Here is a 14,286-nt window from a genome sequence, read left to right on the forward strand (position 1 = left end):
CTAGGAAAAATGCCCAGCAAAGGTGTTCGGGTTTCAAGGCAGCAGCCGCAGCTGCCCAAAGTGCGGCGCCGCCCCCTGCAATCGCGCGCGCAGGCCACCTCGCAGGCGCTGCAGGACGCCTTTGTTCGGCTTGTGATCGAGCAGGGCTACGAGCGCACCACGGTGCGCGAGGTGGCGGCCGTGGCCGGCGTGGGCCTGGGCACCTTCTACGAATACTTCGGCAACATGGACACACTGGCGGCCATGTGCATCCACCGCCAGGTGCAGGCCCTGCATGCCCAGGGACTGCAGACGCTGCAGGGATGCGCCGGCATGGCGCCGGCCACGCGCGTGGACCGGCTGCTGGACACCTTGGTGGACGGCATTGCGCGCGAGGCGCCGATGTGGGCTGCGCTGTTCATGCTCGAGCGCAAGGTGTCCGCGCCCGAGCCCTTCCGGCGCCACTACCAGGCCTATGTGCAGCTGTGGGCCATGGCGCTGCAGGACTGCGATCCGCCGCTGCCCGAGCCGGCCCAGCCCCTGGCGCGGCTGCTGCACACGATGACCTATGGCTGGGTGTCGCAGTCGCTGCTGGCGCTGGGGCCGCAGCAGACGCCGCAGCAACTGCGCGAGCCGCTGGGCTGGGCCATTCATGCGCTGCTGCGCAAGGCGCAGGCTGCGTAGTCCCTCAGGGCCCAGGGGCCCGAGACTCAGATGCGCGGAAAGCGCAGCGTGAAGCGGGCGCCGCCCCGCTCGGAATCGTCGGCCTCCACGCTGCCGCCCTGGGACAGGGTCAGCGCCTTGACGATGGACAGGCCCAGGCCAGAACCCTCGCGGCGGCGCTTGCCGGGCACCTGGGCAAAGCGCTGGAAGGGATGGGCGCGCAGCTCGCTGGGCAGGCCGGGGCCTGCATCGCTGATGCGCAGCACGGTCCAGGCGCGGCCTTCGATATCGGACTCCACCGTGAGCGCCACGCCCAGCCAGGCGCCGCTGGCCGCATGGCGCATGGCGTTGCTGACCAGGTTGGAGAGGATCTGGCGCATGCGGTCGGCATCGGCGCGGATGTCGGTCATGCCTTCGTCGGTGGGGCCGGGCAGGGACAGGTCCAGCTGCATGCCGTGCTGCTGCAGCTGGGGGTGGAGCTGGTCCAGCGTCTCGGCCACCAGCAGGGTCAGGTCCATGCGCTGCTTTTGCAGCGAGAGCTGGCCTGCATCGGCCATGGACAGCGTGTGCAGGTCGTCCACCAGCCGGCCCAGGTGCTCGACCTGGGACAGCAGGGTGTTCAATTCGGTGTCGTCCGCCGCGATGACGCCATCGCAGATGGCATGCAGTCGCGCCTGCAGCACCGTCAGCGGCGTGCGCAGCTCATGCGAGATCGAGGCCGCCGTGGCGCGGCGCTCGGTCTCCAGCGTCTCCAGCGAATCGATCATGCGGTTGAAGGCCACCACCATCTCGGCCATCTCGCCGTGGGCCTTGCCGGGCAGGGCGCGCGCGCTGAAGTCGCCCAGCTCCACGCGCTTGGCCACCTCGACCATGGACGCCAGGGGCCGCGTCACCAGGCGAGACACCCAAAAGCCCACGGCCAGTCCGAAGGGCAGGCACACCAGCAGGCCGATGACCAGCGACCATTTCTCGCCGAACAGCAGATCGCCCGTCCAGTACTGGCCATAGATCTGCATGGCGCGCGGGCTGTCCTCCAGCGACTGGGCGTTGAGTTCGTCCAGCTCGATCTGCACGGCCGGCGGCAGGCTGTTGTAGAAGTCGCGGTACTGGATCTCGGAGAACACCAGCACGCCGATGGCCAGCAGGGCGATGGTGCTGAGCACGGTGGCCGTGATCCACAGGCCGAAGCGCACCCAGATGCGGTTGGGCCTCAGTCCCAGGGCCATAGCCGGTAGCCGATGCCACGCACGGTTTCGATCAGGCCTTCCTGGCCGGCCAGCTGCAGCTTGCGGCGCAGCTTGGACAGGTGCGAGTCGATGACGCGCTCCAGCGCATCGCTCTCGGGCAGGCAGTGCTCGATCAGGTGGGAGCGCGAGAAGCAGCGCCGGGGCTGGGCCGCCAGGCAGGCCAGCAGGCGGAACTCGGTCAGCGTCAGGGGCAGCGGCAGGGCGCGGCCCTCGTTGTCGTAGACCACGGCGCTGTGCGCCTCGGTATCGATCTCGATGGGGCCCACGCGGATGGGCGCGGGCGCCGGGTTCTTGCGTGCCTGGGTGCGGCGCAGCACGGCGCGCACGCGGGCCACGACCTCGGGCGGATTGAAGGGCTTGACCACGTAGTCGTCGGCGCCCAGGCGCAGGGCCAGCAGCTTGTCCACATCATCGGCCAGGGCCGTGACCATGATCACGGGCGTCTGGCTGTCATCGCGGATGGCGCGCAGCACGTCGATGCCATCCATGCCGGGCAGGTGGATGTCCAGCAGCACCAGGTCGGGCCGCAGCTGGCGGAACAGCTGCAGCGCCTCCTGCCCGTCCGAGGCCATGCGCGAACGCAGCCCGTCCCGCTCGAGATAGGCCGTCAGGATGCTGGCGATGGCGGGCTCGTCTTCGACGACGAGCACGAGGGGGGTGGTTGCCGTTGGCTGTGCTGTGGAGTTCATGGGAAAGCTGGCAGGGCCAAGCGCACATTATGGTGCGATGCCCTGCGAGCCGTAGCCCTCCATATTGGCTCCACGAAGTCTGCAATCGCGCGCAAGGCTGGCGCTGTTCATTTCCTGCAGTCCCATCAGCGGCTATTGGTAGCTCATCGTGAAGGTCGCCCTGCCATAGGCCACGCCAGGTGTCACGCTGCCGGCTGTCTGCACCAGGCGCGCGCTCAGCGGAATCTTCAGGCTGTTCTGCCCCTGTGCGACCTGGCCCGCATTCCATTGGTTGGCATTGCCCAGGCTGCCGGAGTCGGGGCCGAAGCTCACGGGCACGTTGTTTCTCAGTACCTGTATGCCGACACCCCGGGCCTTGGAGTTTTGGGCCAGCGTCAGCGTGCTCGATCGGTTGGTCGCCTGGGTGGCGTCCGTCAGCGTGATGAAGGCGGTCAGGCGTGTATTGGCTTCGCCTCCCGCGCAGGTCAACTCGATGCTGAAGTCCTTGGCTGCCGTGACGGTCCCGATTCCCTTGAAATCGGCGAACGGGGCGGGGGCCATGGCCACGTCGATCTTGCCCGTGGACACCCGGCAGGTCGGCGGCCTGGGGCGGCTGCTGACGTTGACGGTGATGCCACTCGAAAAGAATACCGTGGCCAGCAAGTCACGGGCATAGCTGGTCCCAGAGTAGATTCGTGCGAAGCTGCCATTCAGGAAACCGCCAGATGTGAGTTCCCCGGTTTTCACGAGCTCGATGGTCATGTTGTTGCTTGGCAGTGAATGGAATATGCCCTGTTTCAGCATGGACCCGGAATAAGGCGCGGCTCTTTCCCACGTGATTCTCATGCCCAGGTTGGGAATGGAGGTGGAATATATTCCACCGCTTTCCGTTCCAATGCCTTCTATGTAATAAAAATCATTGTCGCAAGAAATGTGGTAGCTGCCGGCCCCGGTATTTTGCAAAGCCATTGTCCTGGAATAGACAACGCTGCCAATCGGATAATTTTCGTTGACGATGGTGGGGGTGTTGGCCGAACCCGGAAACTGGGCATTCCAGCCCTGGGAGGAACAACGGGCCCAGGATGAAATAGGGGCCATGAAGAAAATCAAGAGGAGCGGCATGGCCAATGCATGGCGCAAGATGGCTGTGAAAGGCATGCTGTGGACTCCAGCCAGGAAGATATGGATCAATGTCCTTGGGACAGGCGGCACCGGGCGCGATATCCGGTCAATATACCGACCTGTATGCGGCATTGGAATCGGAGTGTTCTGAAAATAAACTCGGAATCATCCGAGTCCGCGGTAATCTGGCGCGGTCCGCGACTGGCTCCCGCCCGGGATGGGCAAGAGAGGCTTGCGCACGGCGCCGCGTTCTCCATGTTTCCTCCATAAAGCCTGCAACCTCGCGCAAGCTTGGCCGCGTCCAATGGCTATCCGGGGACATGGTTCCCTGGCCTCGTTTTCCCGGTCCTCCCCCTCGATCATCCCCTCCCGCCTGTCCATCCCGTGAACCACGCCGCCGCGACGCAACGCCTCTCCAGCCTGTGCCTGGGCGCCGCCCTGGCGCTGGCCGGCTGCTCATCGCCGCCCCCGGCACAGCTCGACGGCTCGGTGCCTGCGCAGTGGACACAGCCCCTGCCCGCCGCCGCGCCGGGTGCACCTGGCTCGGCCGCCGCACCCGACCTGCAGGGCTGGTGGAAGGCCTGGGGCGATGAATCCCTCAACACCCTGGTCGAGGAGGCGCTGGCCGCCAACCTCGATCTGTCCCAGGCCCAGTCGCGCCTGCGCCAGCAGCGGCTGCTGGCGGGCACGGCCGGCGCTGCCTTCCGGCCCGTGTTCACGGCCGGTGCGCGCACGCTGCAGGACATCGCAGCCATCGACTCGTATTTCCACGCCAGCATCGACGTGAGCTGGGACCTGGGCCTGTTCGGCGCCCGCGAGGCCGGCGAGCGCAATGCCGCAGCTGCCGTGCTCGATGCACGGGGCCGCCTGCAGGCAGCGCGCGTGGCCCTGGTGGCCGACGTGGTGCACCGCTACCTGGACATCCGCATGGCCCAGCGCCAGCTGGCCCTGATCGACGAGCAGGCGCAGCTGGATGCGCGTGCCCTGCAACTGGCCCAGGTGCGCCAGCAGCAGCGCCTGGGCACGGCCGAGGCCGTGCGCCAGCTGCAGCTGCAGGCCGGCCAGAGCGCTGCCCTGCGTGCGGGCCTGCGTGAAACCCAGGCCCGCAGCGCCCACATGCTGGCCGCACTGCTGGGCCGCACACGGCCCGATGCGCAATGGCTGCAGGCCGATGCGACAGCGCCGCTGCCTGGCCCGCAGGCGCTGGGCGTGGCGGTCCTTCCGGCCGACCTGCTGCGCACGCGCCCCGACATCCAGGTGGCGCAGGCCGGCGTGGAACGCGCCGCAGCCGAGCAGGGCATTGCGCAAGCGGCGCTGTACCCGCGCTTCGTGATCGGCGGCTCGCTGCTGTATTCGTTCAACATCACCCAGAACCTGCGCACGACGCAGGACAACGCGCCCACCTTCGGGCCGCAGATCGACATTCCCCTGTTCGACTGGGGCCGCCGCCGCTCGCAGGCCGATGCCAGCGAGCTGGCGCTGCAGGCTGCCATCCAGGGCTACCGCCAGAGCGTGCTGGACGGCGTGGCCGAGGTCGAATCCGCCCTGGCCGCCATCGGTGCCCAGCGCCAGCGCATTGCCGCGCTGCAGGACTCGCAGCAGGTGCTGGCCGAGCGCGAACGCGTGCAGCACCAGCGCCAGAAGCTGGGCCTGGACAGCGAGTTCGGTGGTCTGGCGTCCCGGCGCGCCGCATTGCAGGCGCGCAGCGAGCAGACCACCGCCCTGGCCGCCCATGCCCTGGCCTATGTGGCGCTGTACAAGGCCCTGGGCGGCGCGCCGCTGCCTGCCGAGGACAGGCCGGAGGACGATTCCGGCAACGGCCCTGCGCCCGTGGCTCAAGGGGCATCCTCATGATCGCGCTGGCGCGCAAGACGCTGGTGCACGAGTGGCGCCGGTTCATTCCCTCCGTCTTCGCGGTGGGCTTCTCCGGCGTGCTGCTGGCCATGCAGGCCGCGCTGGTGCTGGGCATCTTCGGATCGGCCGCGCTGTATGTGACGGCGTCCTCGGCCGATCTGTGGATCGGCTACCCGGGCACGCAGAGCGTGAATTTCGGCCGCACCATCGGCCGCGACGTGGACATGCGCCTGCGCATGGACCCGGACATCACTGCCGTCGAGCCCTACGTCTGGGTCGATGGCGACTGGCGCTCCAGCACGCCGGCCGGCGGCGCGGCCAGCGAACACGGCGGCGGCGTGTCGGTCTACCTGTCCGGCATTGCCACCGATGATGCCTCCATGCTGTTTTCCCGCGTGCTCCAGCCCTGGCAGCGGCAGCGCCTGCGCGAACCCGGCGCCGTGATCGTGGACCGGGCCGACCTGCAGACGCTGGGCGCCAGCGAGGGCGGCGTGGCCTGGGTCAACAACCACCGCGTGCAGGTGGTGGCCGCCGTGGACGGGCTGCGCGGCCTGGGCGGCGTGAACGTGCTGGCCTCGCTGGCCACGGCGCGCGAGATTGCCGGTGACCCGGGCCAGGGCAGCACCTACTTCGTGGCGCGCGTGCGCCCCGGCGCCTCGGCCAAGGCCGTCCAGCAGCGCCTGAACCAGTCCACGCCCAGCTTCGGCCCCTACGAGGCATGGACAGCCAAGGAATTCGCGCGGCGCTCGCAGCGCTACTGGATGTTCGACACGGGCGCCGGCGCGGGCGTGCTGTTCATGGCCGTCATCGTCTGCCTGGTGGGCTCGGTGGTCACCAGCCAGTCGCTCAAGGCCGTGGTGGCTGCCTCGTCGCGCGAGTACGCCGTGCTCAACGCGCTGGGCGTGAGCCGCGCGGCCCTGGGCCGCGTGGTGGTGGAGCAGGCCTGCTGGATCGGGGGCCTGGGCTTCGTGATGGCCGCGCTGGCCAGCGCCGTGCTGCTGGCCGTGGCCACGGCCTACCGCGTGCCCGTGGCGCTGAACGCATCTGCCGTGCTGGCCTGTGCCGTGCTGGTGGCCGTGCTGTCCCTGCTGTCGGGCCTGGGCGCCATGCGCAGCCTGCTGCGCGCCGACCCGGCCACGCTGCTGCGCTGAAGACTTCCAGACACCATGAACGTGATGAATGCCTCTTCCCCCGCGCCCACGGCGGTGCCCCGCACGGCGCCCAGCCTGGAAGCCGTGCGGCTGTGCAAGTCCTTCCTGTCGGGCATGGTCAGCGTGCAGGTGCTGCAGGGCCTGTCGGTATCGCTGTACGCGGGCGAACTGAGCCTGATCTCTGGCCCTTCGGGCTGCGGCAAGAGCACCCTTCTGTCGCTGATGTCGGGCCTGCAGGCGCCGGACAGCGGCTACGCCATGGCGCTGGGCGAGGACCTGGGCAAGCTGGGCACGCGGGCGCTGGAGAAGTTTCGCCTGCGCCACACGGGCTTCGTCTTCCAGGGCTTCAACCTGTTCCCGGCACTGACGGCCATCGAGCAGGTGCAGCTGCCCCTGGGCTACATGGGCCTGCGCAGCGACGAGGCCCTGCGCCGCGCGCAGCAGGCGCTGGACGAGGTCGGCCTGTCCCACCGCGCCCACATGCGCCCGGCCGAACTGTCGGGCGGCGAAAAGCAGCGCGTGGCCATTGCGCGCGCCATGGCCAAGGCGCCGCAGCTGCTGTTCGCCGACGAACCCACGAGTGCGCTGGATGCCGAAAGCGGCCAGCGCGTCATCGACATCCTGCACCGCGCGGCGCGCAACCATGGCACGACCGTGCTGTGCGTGAGCCATGACCCGCGCCTGGTGCGCCATGCCGACCGCGTGCTCGGCATGGAGGACGGCGCCATCCGCAGCGACTGGCGCCAGACTTCCCCGTTGAAGGAAAAACAATGAAGCACCCCCTGAGCGGCCTTGCCGCTTCCACTGCCGGACTGGCTGCGGCGCTGGCCGCCGCCGCGCTGCTGGCGGGTTGCGGTCCTTCGCACGATGCGCCCGCCAATGCGGGCCAGGCCAGCTCCAGGGCGCAGCAAAGCGGCCCGGCGGCCGTGGCCGTGGCGCGCGGCAAGATCGAGGTGGAAGGCGGGCTGCTGGACCTGTCGCCCGCCGTGGCCGGCGTGGTGCAGCAGCTGTCCGTCAAGGAAGGCCAGTCCGTGCAGCGCGGCCAGCTGCTGCTGAGGCTGGCCGACGAGACGGGCCAGGCCGACCTGGCCGTGGCCGAGTCCGAGGCCCAGCTGGCCAGGGCCCGCCAGAAGGCACGCGCCGCGCGCCTGCCCCAGCTCAAGCAGACCCTGGCGCGCTGGCAGGCAGCGGCCCGCGAGGGCGCGGCCGACGCGCAGAACGTGGACGAGGCCGCGCAGGCACTGCGCGATGCCCAGGCCGAGATAGACGTGGCCGCGGCCGAGGCCCAGGTGGCACAGCGCAAGCTCGAACAATTGCGTGCCCAGCACAAGCGCCAGGAACTGCGCGCGCCCGAGGCCGGCACCGTGGTGCGCCTGGCCACCCACGCGGGCAGCCAGGCCGTGCCCGGCACGCCGGCCGTGGTGCTGCTGCCGCAGCGCCCGCTGCAGGTGCGCGCCGAAATCAACGAAAGCTTCGCCGCCGCCGTGCGCGAAGGCATGCGGGCCACGGTGACGCTGGATGCCGATGGCTCCGCACAGCAGCAGCTGCCTTCGGCACGCGTGCTGCGCATCAGCCCCGTCTATGGCACGGCGCGGCTGCAGGACGACCAGCAGCGCGGGCCGGTGCGTGTCATCGAATGTGTGCTGGTCTTCGAGCAAGCTCCCGCCGCCGCCGTGCGCGTGGGCCAAAACGTAAGGGTGCAGTTCCATGAATAAGCGCATTCCCCTGTATCTGGACACCGCCGCGCCCGGCTGGATGGTGCAAAGCGATTTCGACGGCACGATCAGCCTGCTGGACGTGACCGACACCCTGCTCAACCGCTTCGGCAAGCCCGGCTGGCAGGAGCTGGAAGACGCCTGGGAGCGCGGCGAGATCGGCTCGCGCGAATGCATGAAGGGCCAGGTCGCGCTGCTGGACATGGACGAGGCCGAGCTGCGCGCCCACCTGGACACCATCGAGATCGATCCCGGCTTCGCCGGCTTCGTGGCGGCCGCCCAGGCCCACGGCATGGTGGTGCAGGTGGTCAGCGACGGCATCGACTACGCCATACGCCATGTGCTGGAGCGCCATGGCCTGGGCCATCTGCAGGTCATCGCCAACCGTCTGGTGCCGACCGGCGAGCGCAGCTGGCGCCTGGACTCGCCCTGGGCCAGTGCGCAGTGCGCGCGCGCCAGCGGCAACTGCAAGTGCGAGCGCCTGGCCGAGCAGCAGGCCCAGCATGGCCGCGTGCTCTATGTGGGCGACAGCACCTCGGACTTCTGCGTCTCGGGCCGGGCCGACTTCGTGCTGGCCAAGTACAAGCTCATCGCCCACTGCGAAAGCCGGGGCATCGCCCATGCGCCCTTCGAGCATTTCGAGCAGGCCACGGCCTTGCTCGACAAGGTGGTCCTGGGCCTGGAGGCGCTGGCATGACATACCACCCCCTGAGTCGCTTCGCGCCTTCCCGTTGCACGGCGCCCCCCAAGGGGGACGATACCTTCGGTGCGGGGCGGCGCGGCCGGCCAAGGCCCTTCCACGGTGTCTCTGGCTTCAGGGCACGCCAGTTTCATGGACAGAGGGCGACGCGCAGCGTCATGGAAAATTGACATGAATTTGAGTGATGGGCTCTCCTTGGTTCAGCGCAGCGAGCCTGCCACGGGGCTGGACAGCGTCTGCGTGACCGAGCATGAATTCGTCATGCCCGGCACGGGCGCTGCCGCGCGCACCGGCGTGCTGCTGGTGCACGGGCTCACGGGCACGCCGGCCGAGATGCGCCTGCTGGCCAAGGGGCTGAACAAGCAGGGCTTCACCGTCTATGCGGTCCAGCTGGCCGGCCATTGCGGCAGCATGGAAGATCTCGTGGACACGCGCTGGACCGACTGGCTGGCCAGCGTGGAAGGCGGCCTGCAGCGGCTGTCGCAGCATGTGGACCATGTGGTGGTCGGCGGCCTGTCCATGGGCGCCGTGCTCTCGCTGGCCGTGGCCCAGCGTCATCCCGACAAGGTGGACGGCGTCTGCGCCCTGTCCACCACCTTCCGCTACGACGGCTGGAGCATCCCCTTCTACACGCGCCTGGCCTTTTTGCTGCCGCTGTTCCGCGCGCTGGGCATTGGCCGCCGCAGCGTGTTCATGGAGCAGCCGCCCTACGGCATCAAGGACGAGGCGCTGCGCGCACGCGTGGTCGAGCAAATGCATTCGGGCGACAGCGCGGCGGCCGGCCTGCCGGGCAATCCCTGGTGGTCCATCATCGAGCTGCGCCGCCTCTCGGCCCACGTGCTGGCGCGCCTGCCCCAGCTGCGCTCGCCCTGCCTGGTCATCCATGCGCGCAACGACGACATCTCGTCGGTGGCCAACGCCCACGACATCGTGCACGGCGCCAGCCAGGCCCATGTCGAGCTGGTGCTGCTGGACAACAGCTACCACATGGTCACCATCGACCGCGACCGCCGCACCGTGATCGCGCGCACCACCGAGTTCGTGGCGCGCATCGCCAGCGGCGCCGCCCCCCGCGAAGGCCGGGCTGTGGAGGCTGCGCCGCATGGGCAGTGATCTCTCGCCGCTGGTCATCACGCTGTGGGTGCTGAACGTGCTGGTGGACAGCGGCGGCCAGCTGGCCTTCAAGGCCGCTGCCAGCCAGCCCGGTGATCTGGACGGACTGGCGCGCTGGCGCTTCATGGCCTCCAGGCCCTGGCTGTGGCTGGGCGTGGGCTGCTATGTGGCCGAGTTCGTGCTGTGGCTGGCCTTTCTCTCGCTGGTGCCGCTGTCCGAGGGCGTGCTGCTGGGCTCCATCAACATCGTGGCCATCATGATCGCGGGCCGGCTGCTGTTTGCCGAGAAGCTGGCACCCATGCGCGTGGCAGGCATCGTTCTGGTGTCCATAGGCGTCGCCATCGTGGGCCTGCATTGAAATGAAGCGCTTTTATTTCATCGGCTTTCTGGTGCTCATGGCCTTCGACACGCTGGCCCAGCTGAGCTTCAAGCAGGCCGGCAATGCGGCGCTGCCGCTGGAGTTCTCGGTGGACTGGCTGGCGCGCGTGTTCGGCCAGCCCTGGATCTATGGCGCCTTCGTGGGCTACATCGGCGCCTTTTTCTCGTGGATGACCTTGCTCAAGCGCGCGCCCATCGGCCCGGCCTTTGCGGCATCGCACCTGGAGATTCTTTCCGTGCTGGCGCTGTCGTACTGGCTGTTCGACGAGCGCATAGGCATGCCCCAGATCATCGGCTGCCTGTTCATCGTGGCCGGCATCGCCTGCCTGGCGGTCAGCGAGACGCAGGAGGCCGAGGGGCCCGGCGCAGACGACGACACGCCGGGCCATGCGGGCGGCAATCCGGGCGCGGGCTCGGCCAGCGCGGGCGCCGCGCATCTGGCGGCATCGGCCGAGCACGGCACGCGCCATGGCTGAACGCGTGCTGCCGCCCACGGCAGGCCTGCCGCTGCGCGCGGCCGACCTGCTGCCCTGGGGCGATGCAGACCTGGCGACGGCGCTGGCGCAGTGGCTGGGCGTGCCCGCCGTGCAGCTTGAATGCTCTGGCACCTCGGCGCTGATGGTGGCGCTGCAGACCCTGCGCCGCCTGGCGCCGGGCCGCAGCGAAGTCATCGCCCCCGCCTATACCTGCCCGCTGGTGGCCCTGGCCGTGGCGCACTGCGGCCTGCAGCTGCGCCTGTGCGACCTGCGCCCCGACACGCTGGACATGAGCCGCCACCATCTGCGAGCGCTGTGCAGCGAACGCACGCTGGCCGTGCTGCCCACGCATCTGTGCGGCCGCGTGGTCGACGTGGACACGGCCCTGGACTGCGCGCGCGCCGTGGGCGCCTGGGTGGTGGAGGACGCGGCCCAGGCCCTGGGCGCACGCCTGCGCGGCGAGCCCGTGGGCTGGCAGGGCGATGTGGGCTTCTACAGCCTGGCCGTGGGCAAGGGCCTGACCACCTTCGAGGGCGGCGTGCTGCTGGCGCGCGACCCCGCGCTGCGCCAGGCACTGCGCGAGACACATGCGGCCAGCGTGCGCCAGGACCGGGGCTGGGAGTTGCGCCGCAGCCTGGAGCTGCTGGGCTATGCGGCGCTGTACCGCCCCGCCGGGCTGGACCTGGCCTATGGCCGCCCCCTGCGCGATGCGCTGTCGCGCAGCGACTGGGTGCAGGCCGCCGGCGATGATTTCGACGACGCCATTGCCCGCCATGAACTGGGCGCCTGGCGCCGCCGCGTGGGCCGGCGCGCACTGGCGCGGCTGGCGGACTTCCAGCAGCAACTGCTGCGTCAGGCGCGTGAGCGCGGCGCCTGGCTGTCGGCCATCGATGGCATCGAGGTGGTGGGCGACACCGTGCCGGGTGCGCAAGGCGTCTGGCCCGTGCTGCTGCTGCGCCTGCGCGATGCTGCCACGCGCGATGCGCTGCTGCGCGCGCAATGGGGGCGGGGCTGGGGTTTGTCGCTGCCCTTCGTCCATGTGCTGCCCGACTATGGCCGCTACGACCATGTGCTGGGCCTGGCACGCCAGGACGGGGTGGACCAGGGGCGCGACTGGGCGCAGCGCCTGGTGGCGGTGGGCAACAGCCTGTGGTTCGACGACGCGCGCTTTGGCGATCTGGTCCAGGTGCTGGAAAGCGCCATGAAGCAGGCCGCCGCCTGACCTCGCAGCACCGGTCGCCGCAGCTCCGGTGGGGCCTCAGCCGGCCTGCTGCAGACGCTCCACCAGGCGCTCGTTGAACGCATGCTGGCCCAGTTGCCAGGTGGCCAGCGTCTGCGCGCCGATCTGCGTGTCCTGGCCGTCACCCGCGCTCATCCAGCGCTTCCACCAGGTCGCGTAGCGCCAGGAAGACACATCGCCCGTGATGTCGCTGCCCACGATCTGGCCGGACAGCGCGCCAATGATGTCCATGGCTTCGCTCTCCAGCATGCGGCCCTGGTCCCAGTTGGTGCGCACCACCTCGGGCGCGAACACGTCCTTGTCGATGCTCAGGTAGGTGGGCTGGGCCTGCTCGCGCAGCATGCGCGCCAGCGTGCGCGACAGCTCGGCCACGCTGGCAAAGCTGCGAAAGGCCGAGTCCACGCCCAGGCGGCGCGCCCAGCCCGTGTCCACGCCCGCGCTCCAGTAGCTCAGGCGGCCGGCGCGCAGCGGCGTGAGGTAGTTCTCCCAGGCGTGCGCGCGGCCGATGTCGCCGGAGGTGATGCCGGCCACGTGCACATGCGAGACGGCCGGATGCAGGGCCACGCGGCGCACCCAGGAGCCGCAGTGCACGCCCCAGGGAAAGCGCATGTTGTCGGGGTGGTTGTCCAGCACGACCACGCGCAGCGGCCGGCCTGAGGACAGGGCCCGCGCCGCGATGCAGCGCTCGATCAGCGGCCAGCTCAGATGGTGGAAGTCGCCGCTGCCCATGAGGGCCGTGCCATGCGCGGCGGGCAGTTGCGCATCGAGCGCCGCGCGGAACCGCGCGAAGCGCCGCAGGCCGCAGCCGAAGCGCACCTGCTCCTGCCAGTGCTGCAGCGGCAGGCGCAGCTCGCCGGGCAAGGACCCCACCGAGCCATCCACATCCAGCACGACCGGCTGGGCATTCAGTTCTGTTCGCTCCATTGGCGATCGCTTTCGAAGTGGCCGGCAAAGCGCCGGCCCAGTGCGCGCAGCAGCGGGTTGCGGATGAAGACCGCATGCTGCGTGAAGGTGAAGCTGGCGCCCAGCTGGGCCTTGACCTCGGGATCGGTCCAGCCGGCCACGTAGTGGCTCAGGCCGCGTTCGATGGCGTATTCGAGGTTGACCATCCAGCTCACGAAGTAGAGGTTGGCCTCGCGTGCGGCCGGGTAGGACAGGCCGATGTACTTGTCGATCAGCTTGCCGCCGTGCTCGAAGCACAGGTTCCAGCCCAGCAGCGCGCCGGGCGCGCCGTCGTCCTGCAGCGCGCGGTACTCGAAGACGAGGCCGCCGTTGCCTGCATCGCGCAGCACGGCCGCGAAGAAATCGCGCGTGAGCCTGTCGAAGTGGATCTCGCTTTGCGCATACACCGCATCGAACAGCGCGTAGTAGGCATCGACGCAGGCGTCATCGGCAAAGGCCGCGCCCGTGGGAATGCGCTGCACCTGCAGCTGCGCGCGGCTTTTGAGCTTGCGGCGCAGGTTCTGGCGGCGGCTCCTGGACAGGCGCGCAAGGTACTCGTCCAGGCTGGAAAAGTCGATGGGCACATGGGCCAGGGCCTGGCCTTCGACCAGGATGAAGCCCGCATCGGCCAGGGCCTGCGCCAGCGCCCGTGCATGGGCGTTGTCGGCGTCCGGCAGCAGCGGGGAATCCTGGGGCAGGTCCTTGACGATGGTCAGCATGCGCCGGCCTGCGCGCGCACGCAGCGCGGCAGCCTGCTGGGCGGCAGGGGTGCCCATGGGCAGCACGGCGTACTCGCTGACCGTGGTGCCCACGAAGTCGGTGGACAGGCGCAGCCGGCGCGACAGCCAGCCGCCACCGGGCAACGACAAAAGACGCGCCTTGAGCGCGTCGTCCGCCGTGGTCAGAAGATCGAAGGGCGCCGTGAAGGCCGGCGCCGGCCAGTCCTGCAGCAGTGCGAAGCCCTCGGGAGGATGGGCCGCGAACTGCGCGAGCAGGCCTGGGGGTTCGAGCTGGTTGTGCAGGCGCTCTGCGGGCATC

15 protein-coding genes are annotated in these 14,286 nt (G+C 69.6%); 10 read left to right on the forward strand and 5 right to left on the reverse strand.

All coding sequences use genetic code 11. The features are described from left to right. The first annotated feature begins 9 nt into the window (after positions 1 to 9). Positions 10 to 663 carry a TetR/AcrR family transcriptional regulator gene (locus U6958_RS02445; RefSeq protein ID WP_074921189.1) on the forward strand — a complete coding sequence of 218 codons (654 nt, stop codon included), beginning with the start codon at positions 10 to 12 and terminating at the stop codon, positions 661 to 663. Between the two features lie 26 nt (positions 664 to 689). Here the strand turns inward: U6958_RS02445 and U6958_RS02450 are convergent, their stop codons facing one another. The 3 genes from U6958_RS02450 to U6958_RS02460 all read right to left on the reverse strand — a co-directional run bounded on the left by U6958_RS02450 (position 690) and on the right by U6958_RS02460 (position 3,715). After that, positions 690 to 1,868, reverse strand: coding sequence for a cell wall metabolism sensor histidine kinase WalK (locus U6958_RS02450; protein WP_016452240.1), 1,179 nt, complete (start codon positions 1,866 to 1,868; stop codon positions 690 to 692). Continuing rightward, entirely contained in the window at positions 1,853 to 2,578 is a 726-nt protein-coding gene (locus U6958_RS02455) for a response regulator (protein ID WP_016447358.1), read from the reverse strand. The genes U6958_RS02450 and U6958_RS02455 overlap by 16 nt, the downstream gene beginning before the upstream one ends. A gap of 132 nt (positions 2,579 to 2,710) precedes the next feature. After that, positions 2,711 to 3,715: a fimbrial protein gene (locus U6958_RS02460; protein ID WP_074921190.1), complete on the reverse strand. Its 1,005-nt coding sequence runs from the start codon at positions 3,713 to 3,715 to the stop codon at positions 2,711 to 2,713. A gap of 348 nt (positions 3,716 to 4,063) precedes the next feature. On the opposite strand from U6958_RS02460, the gene U6958_RS02465 reads away from it, so the two are divergent. The 9 genes from U6958_RS02465 (at position 4,064) to U6958_RS02505 (ending at position 12,288) form a co-directional block, all read left to right on the forward strand. Continuing rightward, positions 4,064 to 5,533, forward strand: coding sequence for an efflux transporter outer membrane subunit (locus tag U6958_RS02465; RefSeq protein WP_046982603.1), 1,470 nt, complete (start codon positions 4,064 to 4,066; stop codon positions 5,531 to 5,533). After that, complete coding sequence (locus tag U6958_RS02470) at positions 5,530 to 6,684, forward strand: ABC transporter permease (RefSeq protein ID WP_016447361.1); 1,155 nt, start codon at positions 5,530 to 5,532, stop codon at positions 6,682 to 6,684. The genes U6958_RS02465 and U6958_RS02470 overlap by 4 nt, the downstream gene beginning before the upstream one ends. A 15-nt stretch (positions 6,685 to 6,699) precedes the next feature. Further along, entirely contained in the window at positions 6,700 to 7,458 is a 759-nt protein-coding gene (locus tag U6958_RS02475; protein ID WP_016447362.1) for an ABC transporter ATP-binding protein, read from the forward strand. Continuing rightward, positions 7,455 to 8,399: an HlyD family secretion protein gene (locus U6958_RS02480; protein ID WP_017405665.1), complete on the forward strand. Its 945-nt coding sequence runs from the start codon at positions 7,455 to 7,457 to the stop codon at positions 8,397 to 8,399. Before U6958_RS02475 ends, U6958_RS02480 begins: the two co-directional genes overlap by 4 nt. Beyond that, entirely contained in the window at positions 8,392 to 9,096 is a 705-nt protein-coding gene (locus U6958_RS02485; RefSeq protein ID WP_016452236.1) for an MtnX-like HAD-IB family phosphatase, read from the forward strand. Before U6958_RS02480 ends, U6958_RS02485 begins: the two co-directional genes overlap by 8 nt. A gap of 174 nt (positions 9,097 to 9,270) precedes the next feature. Beyond that, entirely contained in the window at positions 9,271 to 10,212 is a 942-nt protein-coding gene (locus U6958_RS02490; RefSeq protein WP_016447365.1) for a carboxylesterase, read from the forward strand. Continuing rightward, entirely contained in the window at positions 10,202 to 10,570 is a 369-nt protein-coding gene (locus U6958_RS02495) for an EamA family transporter (RefSeq protein ID WP_012202070.1), read from the forward strand. The genes U6958_RS02490 and U6958_RS02495 overlap by 11 nt, the downstream gene beginning before the upstream one ends. A gap of 1 nt (position 10,571) precedes the next feature. Next, a complete protein-coding gene (locus tag U6958_RS02500) occupies positions 10,572 to 11,066 on the forward strand; it encodes a multidrug efflux SMR transporter (protein ID WP_016447366.1) in 495 nt (164 codons plus the stop codon). Further along, complete coding sequence (locus U6958_RS02505) at positions 11,059 to 12,288, forward strand: DegT/DnrJ/EryC1/StrS family aminotransferase (RefSeq protein ID WP_074921191.1); 1,230 nt, start codon at positions 11,059 to 11,061, stop codon at positions 12,286 to 12,288. Before U6958_RS02500 ends, U6958_RS02505 begins: the two co-directional genes overlap by 8 nt. 36 nt (positions 12,289 to 12,324) lie before the next feature. Here U6958_RS02505 and U6958_RS02510 read toward each other — a convergent pair whose 3' ends face one another. Then, the gene (locus U6958_RS02510; RefSeq protein WP_016447368.1) at positions 12,325 to 13,230 is read right to left on the reverse strand and encodes an arginase family protein; all 906 of its coding nucleotides are present in this window, start codon (positions 13,228 to 13,230) and stop codon (positions 12,325 to 12,327) included. Beyond that, a complete protein-coding gene (locus U6958_RS02515; RefSeq protein ID WP_074921192.1) occupies positions 13,212 to 14,285 on the reverse strand; it encodes a GNAT family N-acetyltransferase in 1,074 nt (357 codons plus the stop codon). The genes U6958_RS02510 and U6958_RS02515 overlap by 19 nt, the downstream gene beginning before the upstream one ends. Position 14,286 lies beyond the last annotated feature (1 nt).

The sequence above is a fragment of the Delftia lacustris genome, assembly GCF_040267515.1.
Classification (GTDB): Bacteria; Pseudomonadota; Gammaproteobacteria; order Burkholderiales; family Burkholderiaceae_C; genus Comamonas; species Comamonas tsuruhatensis.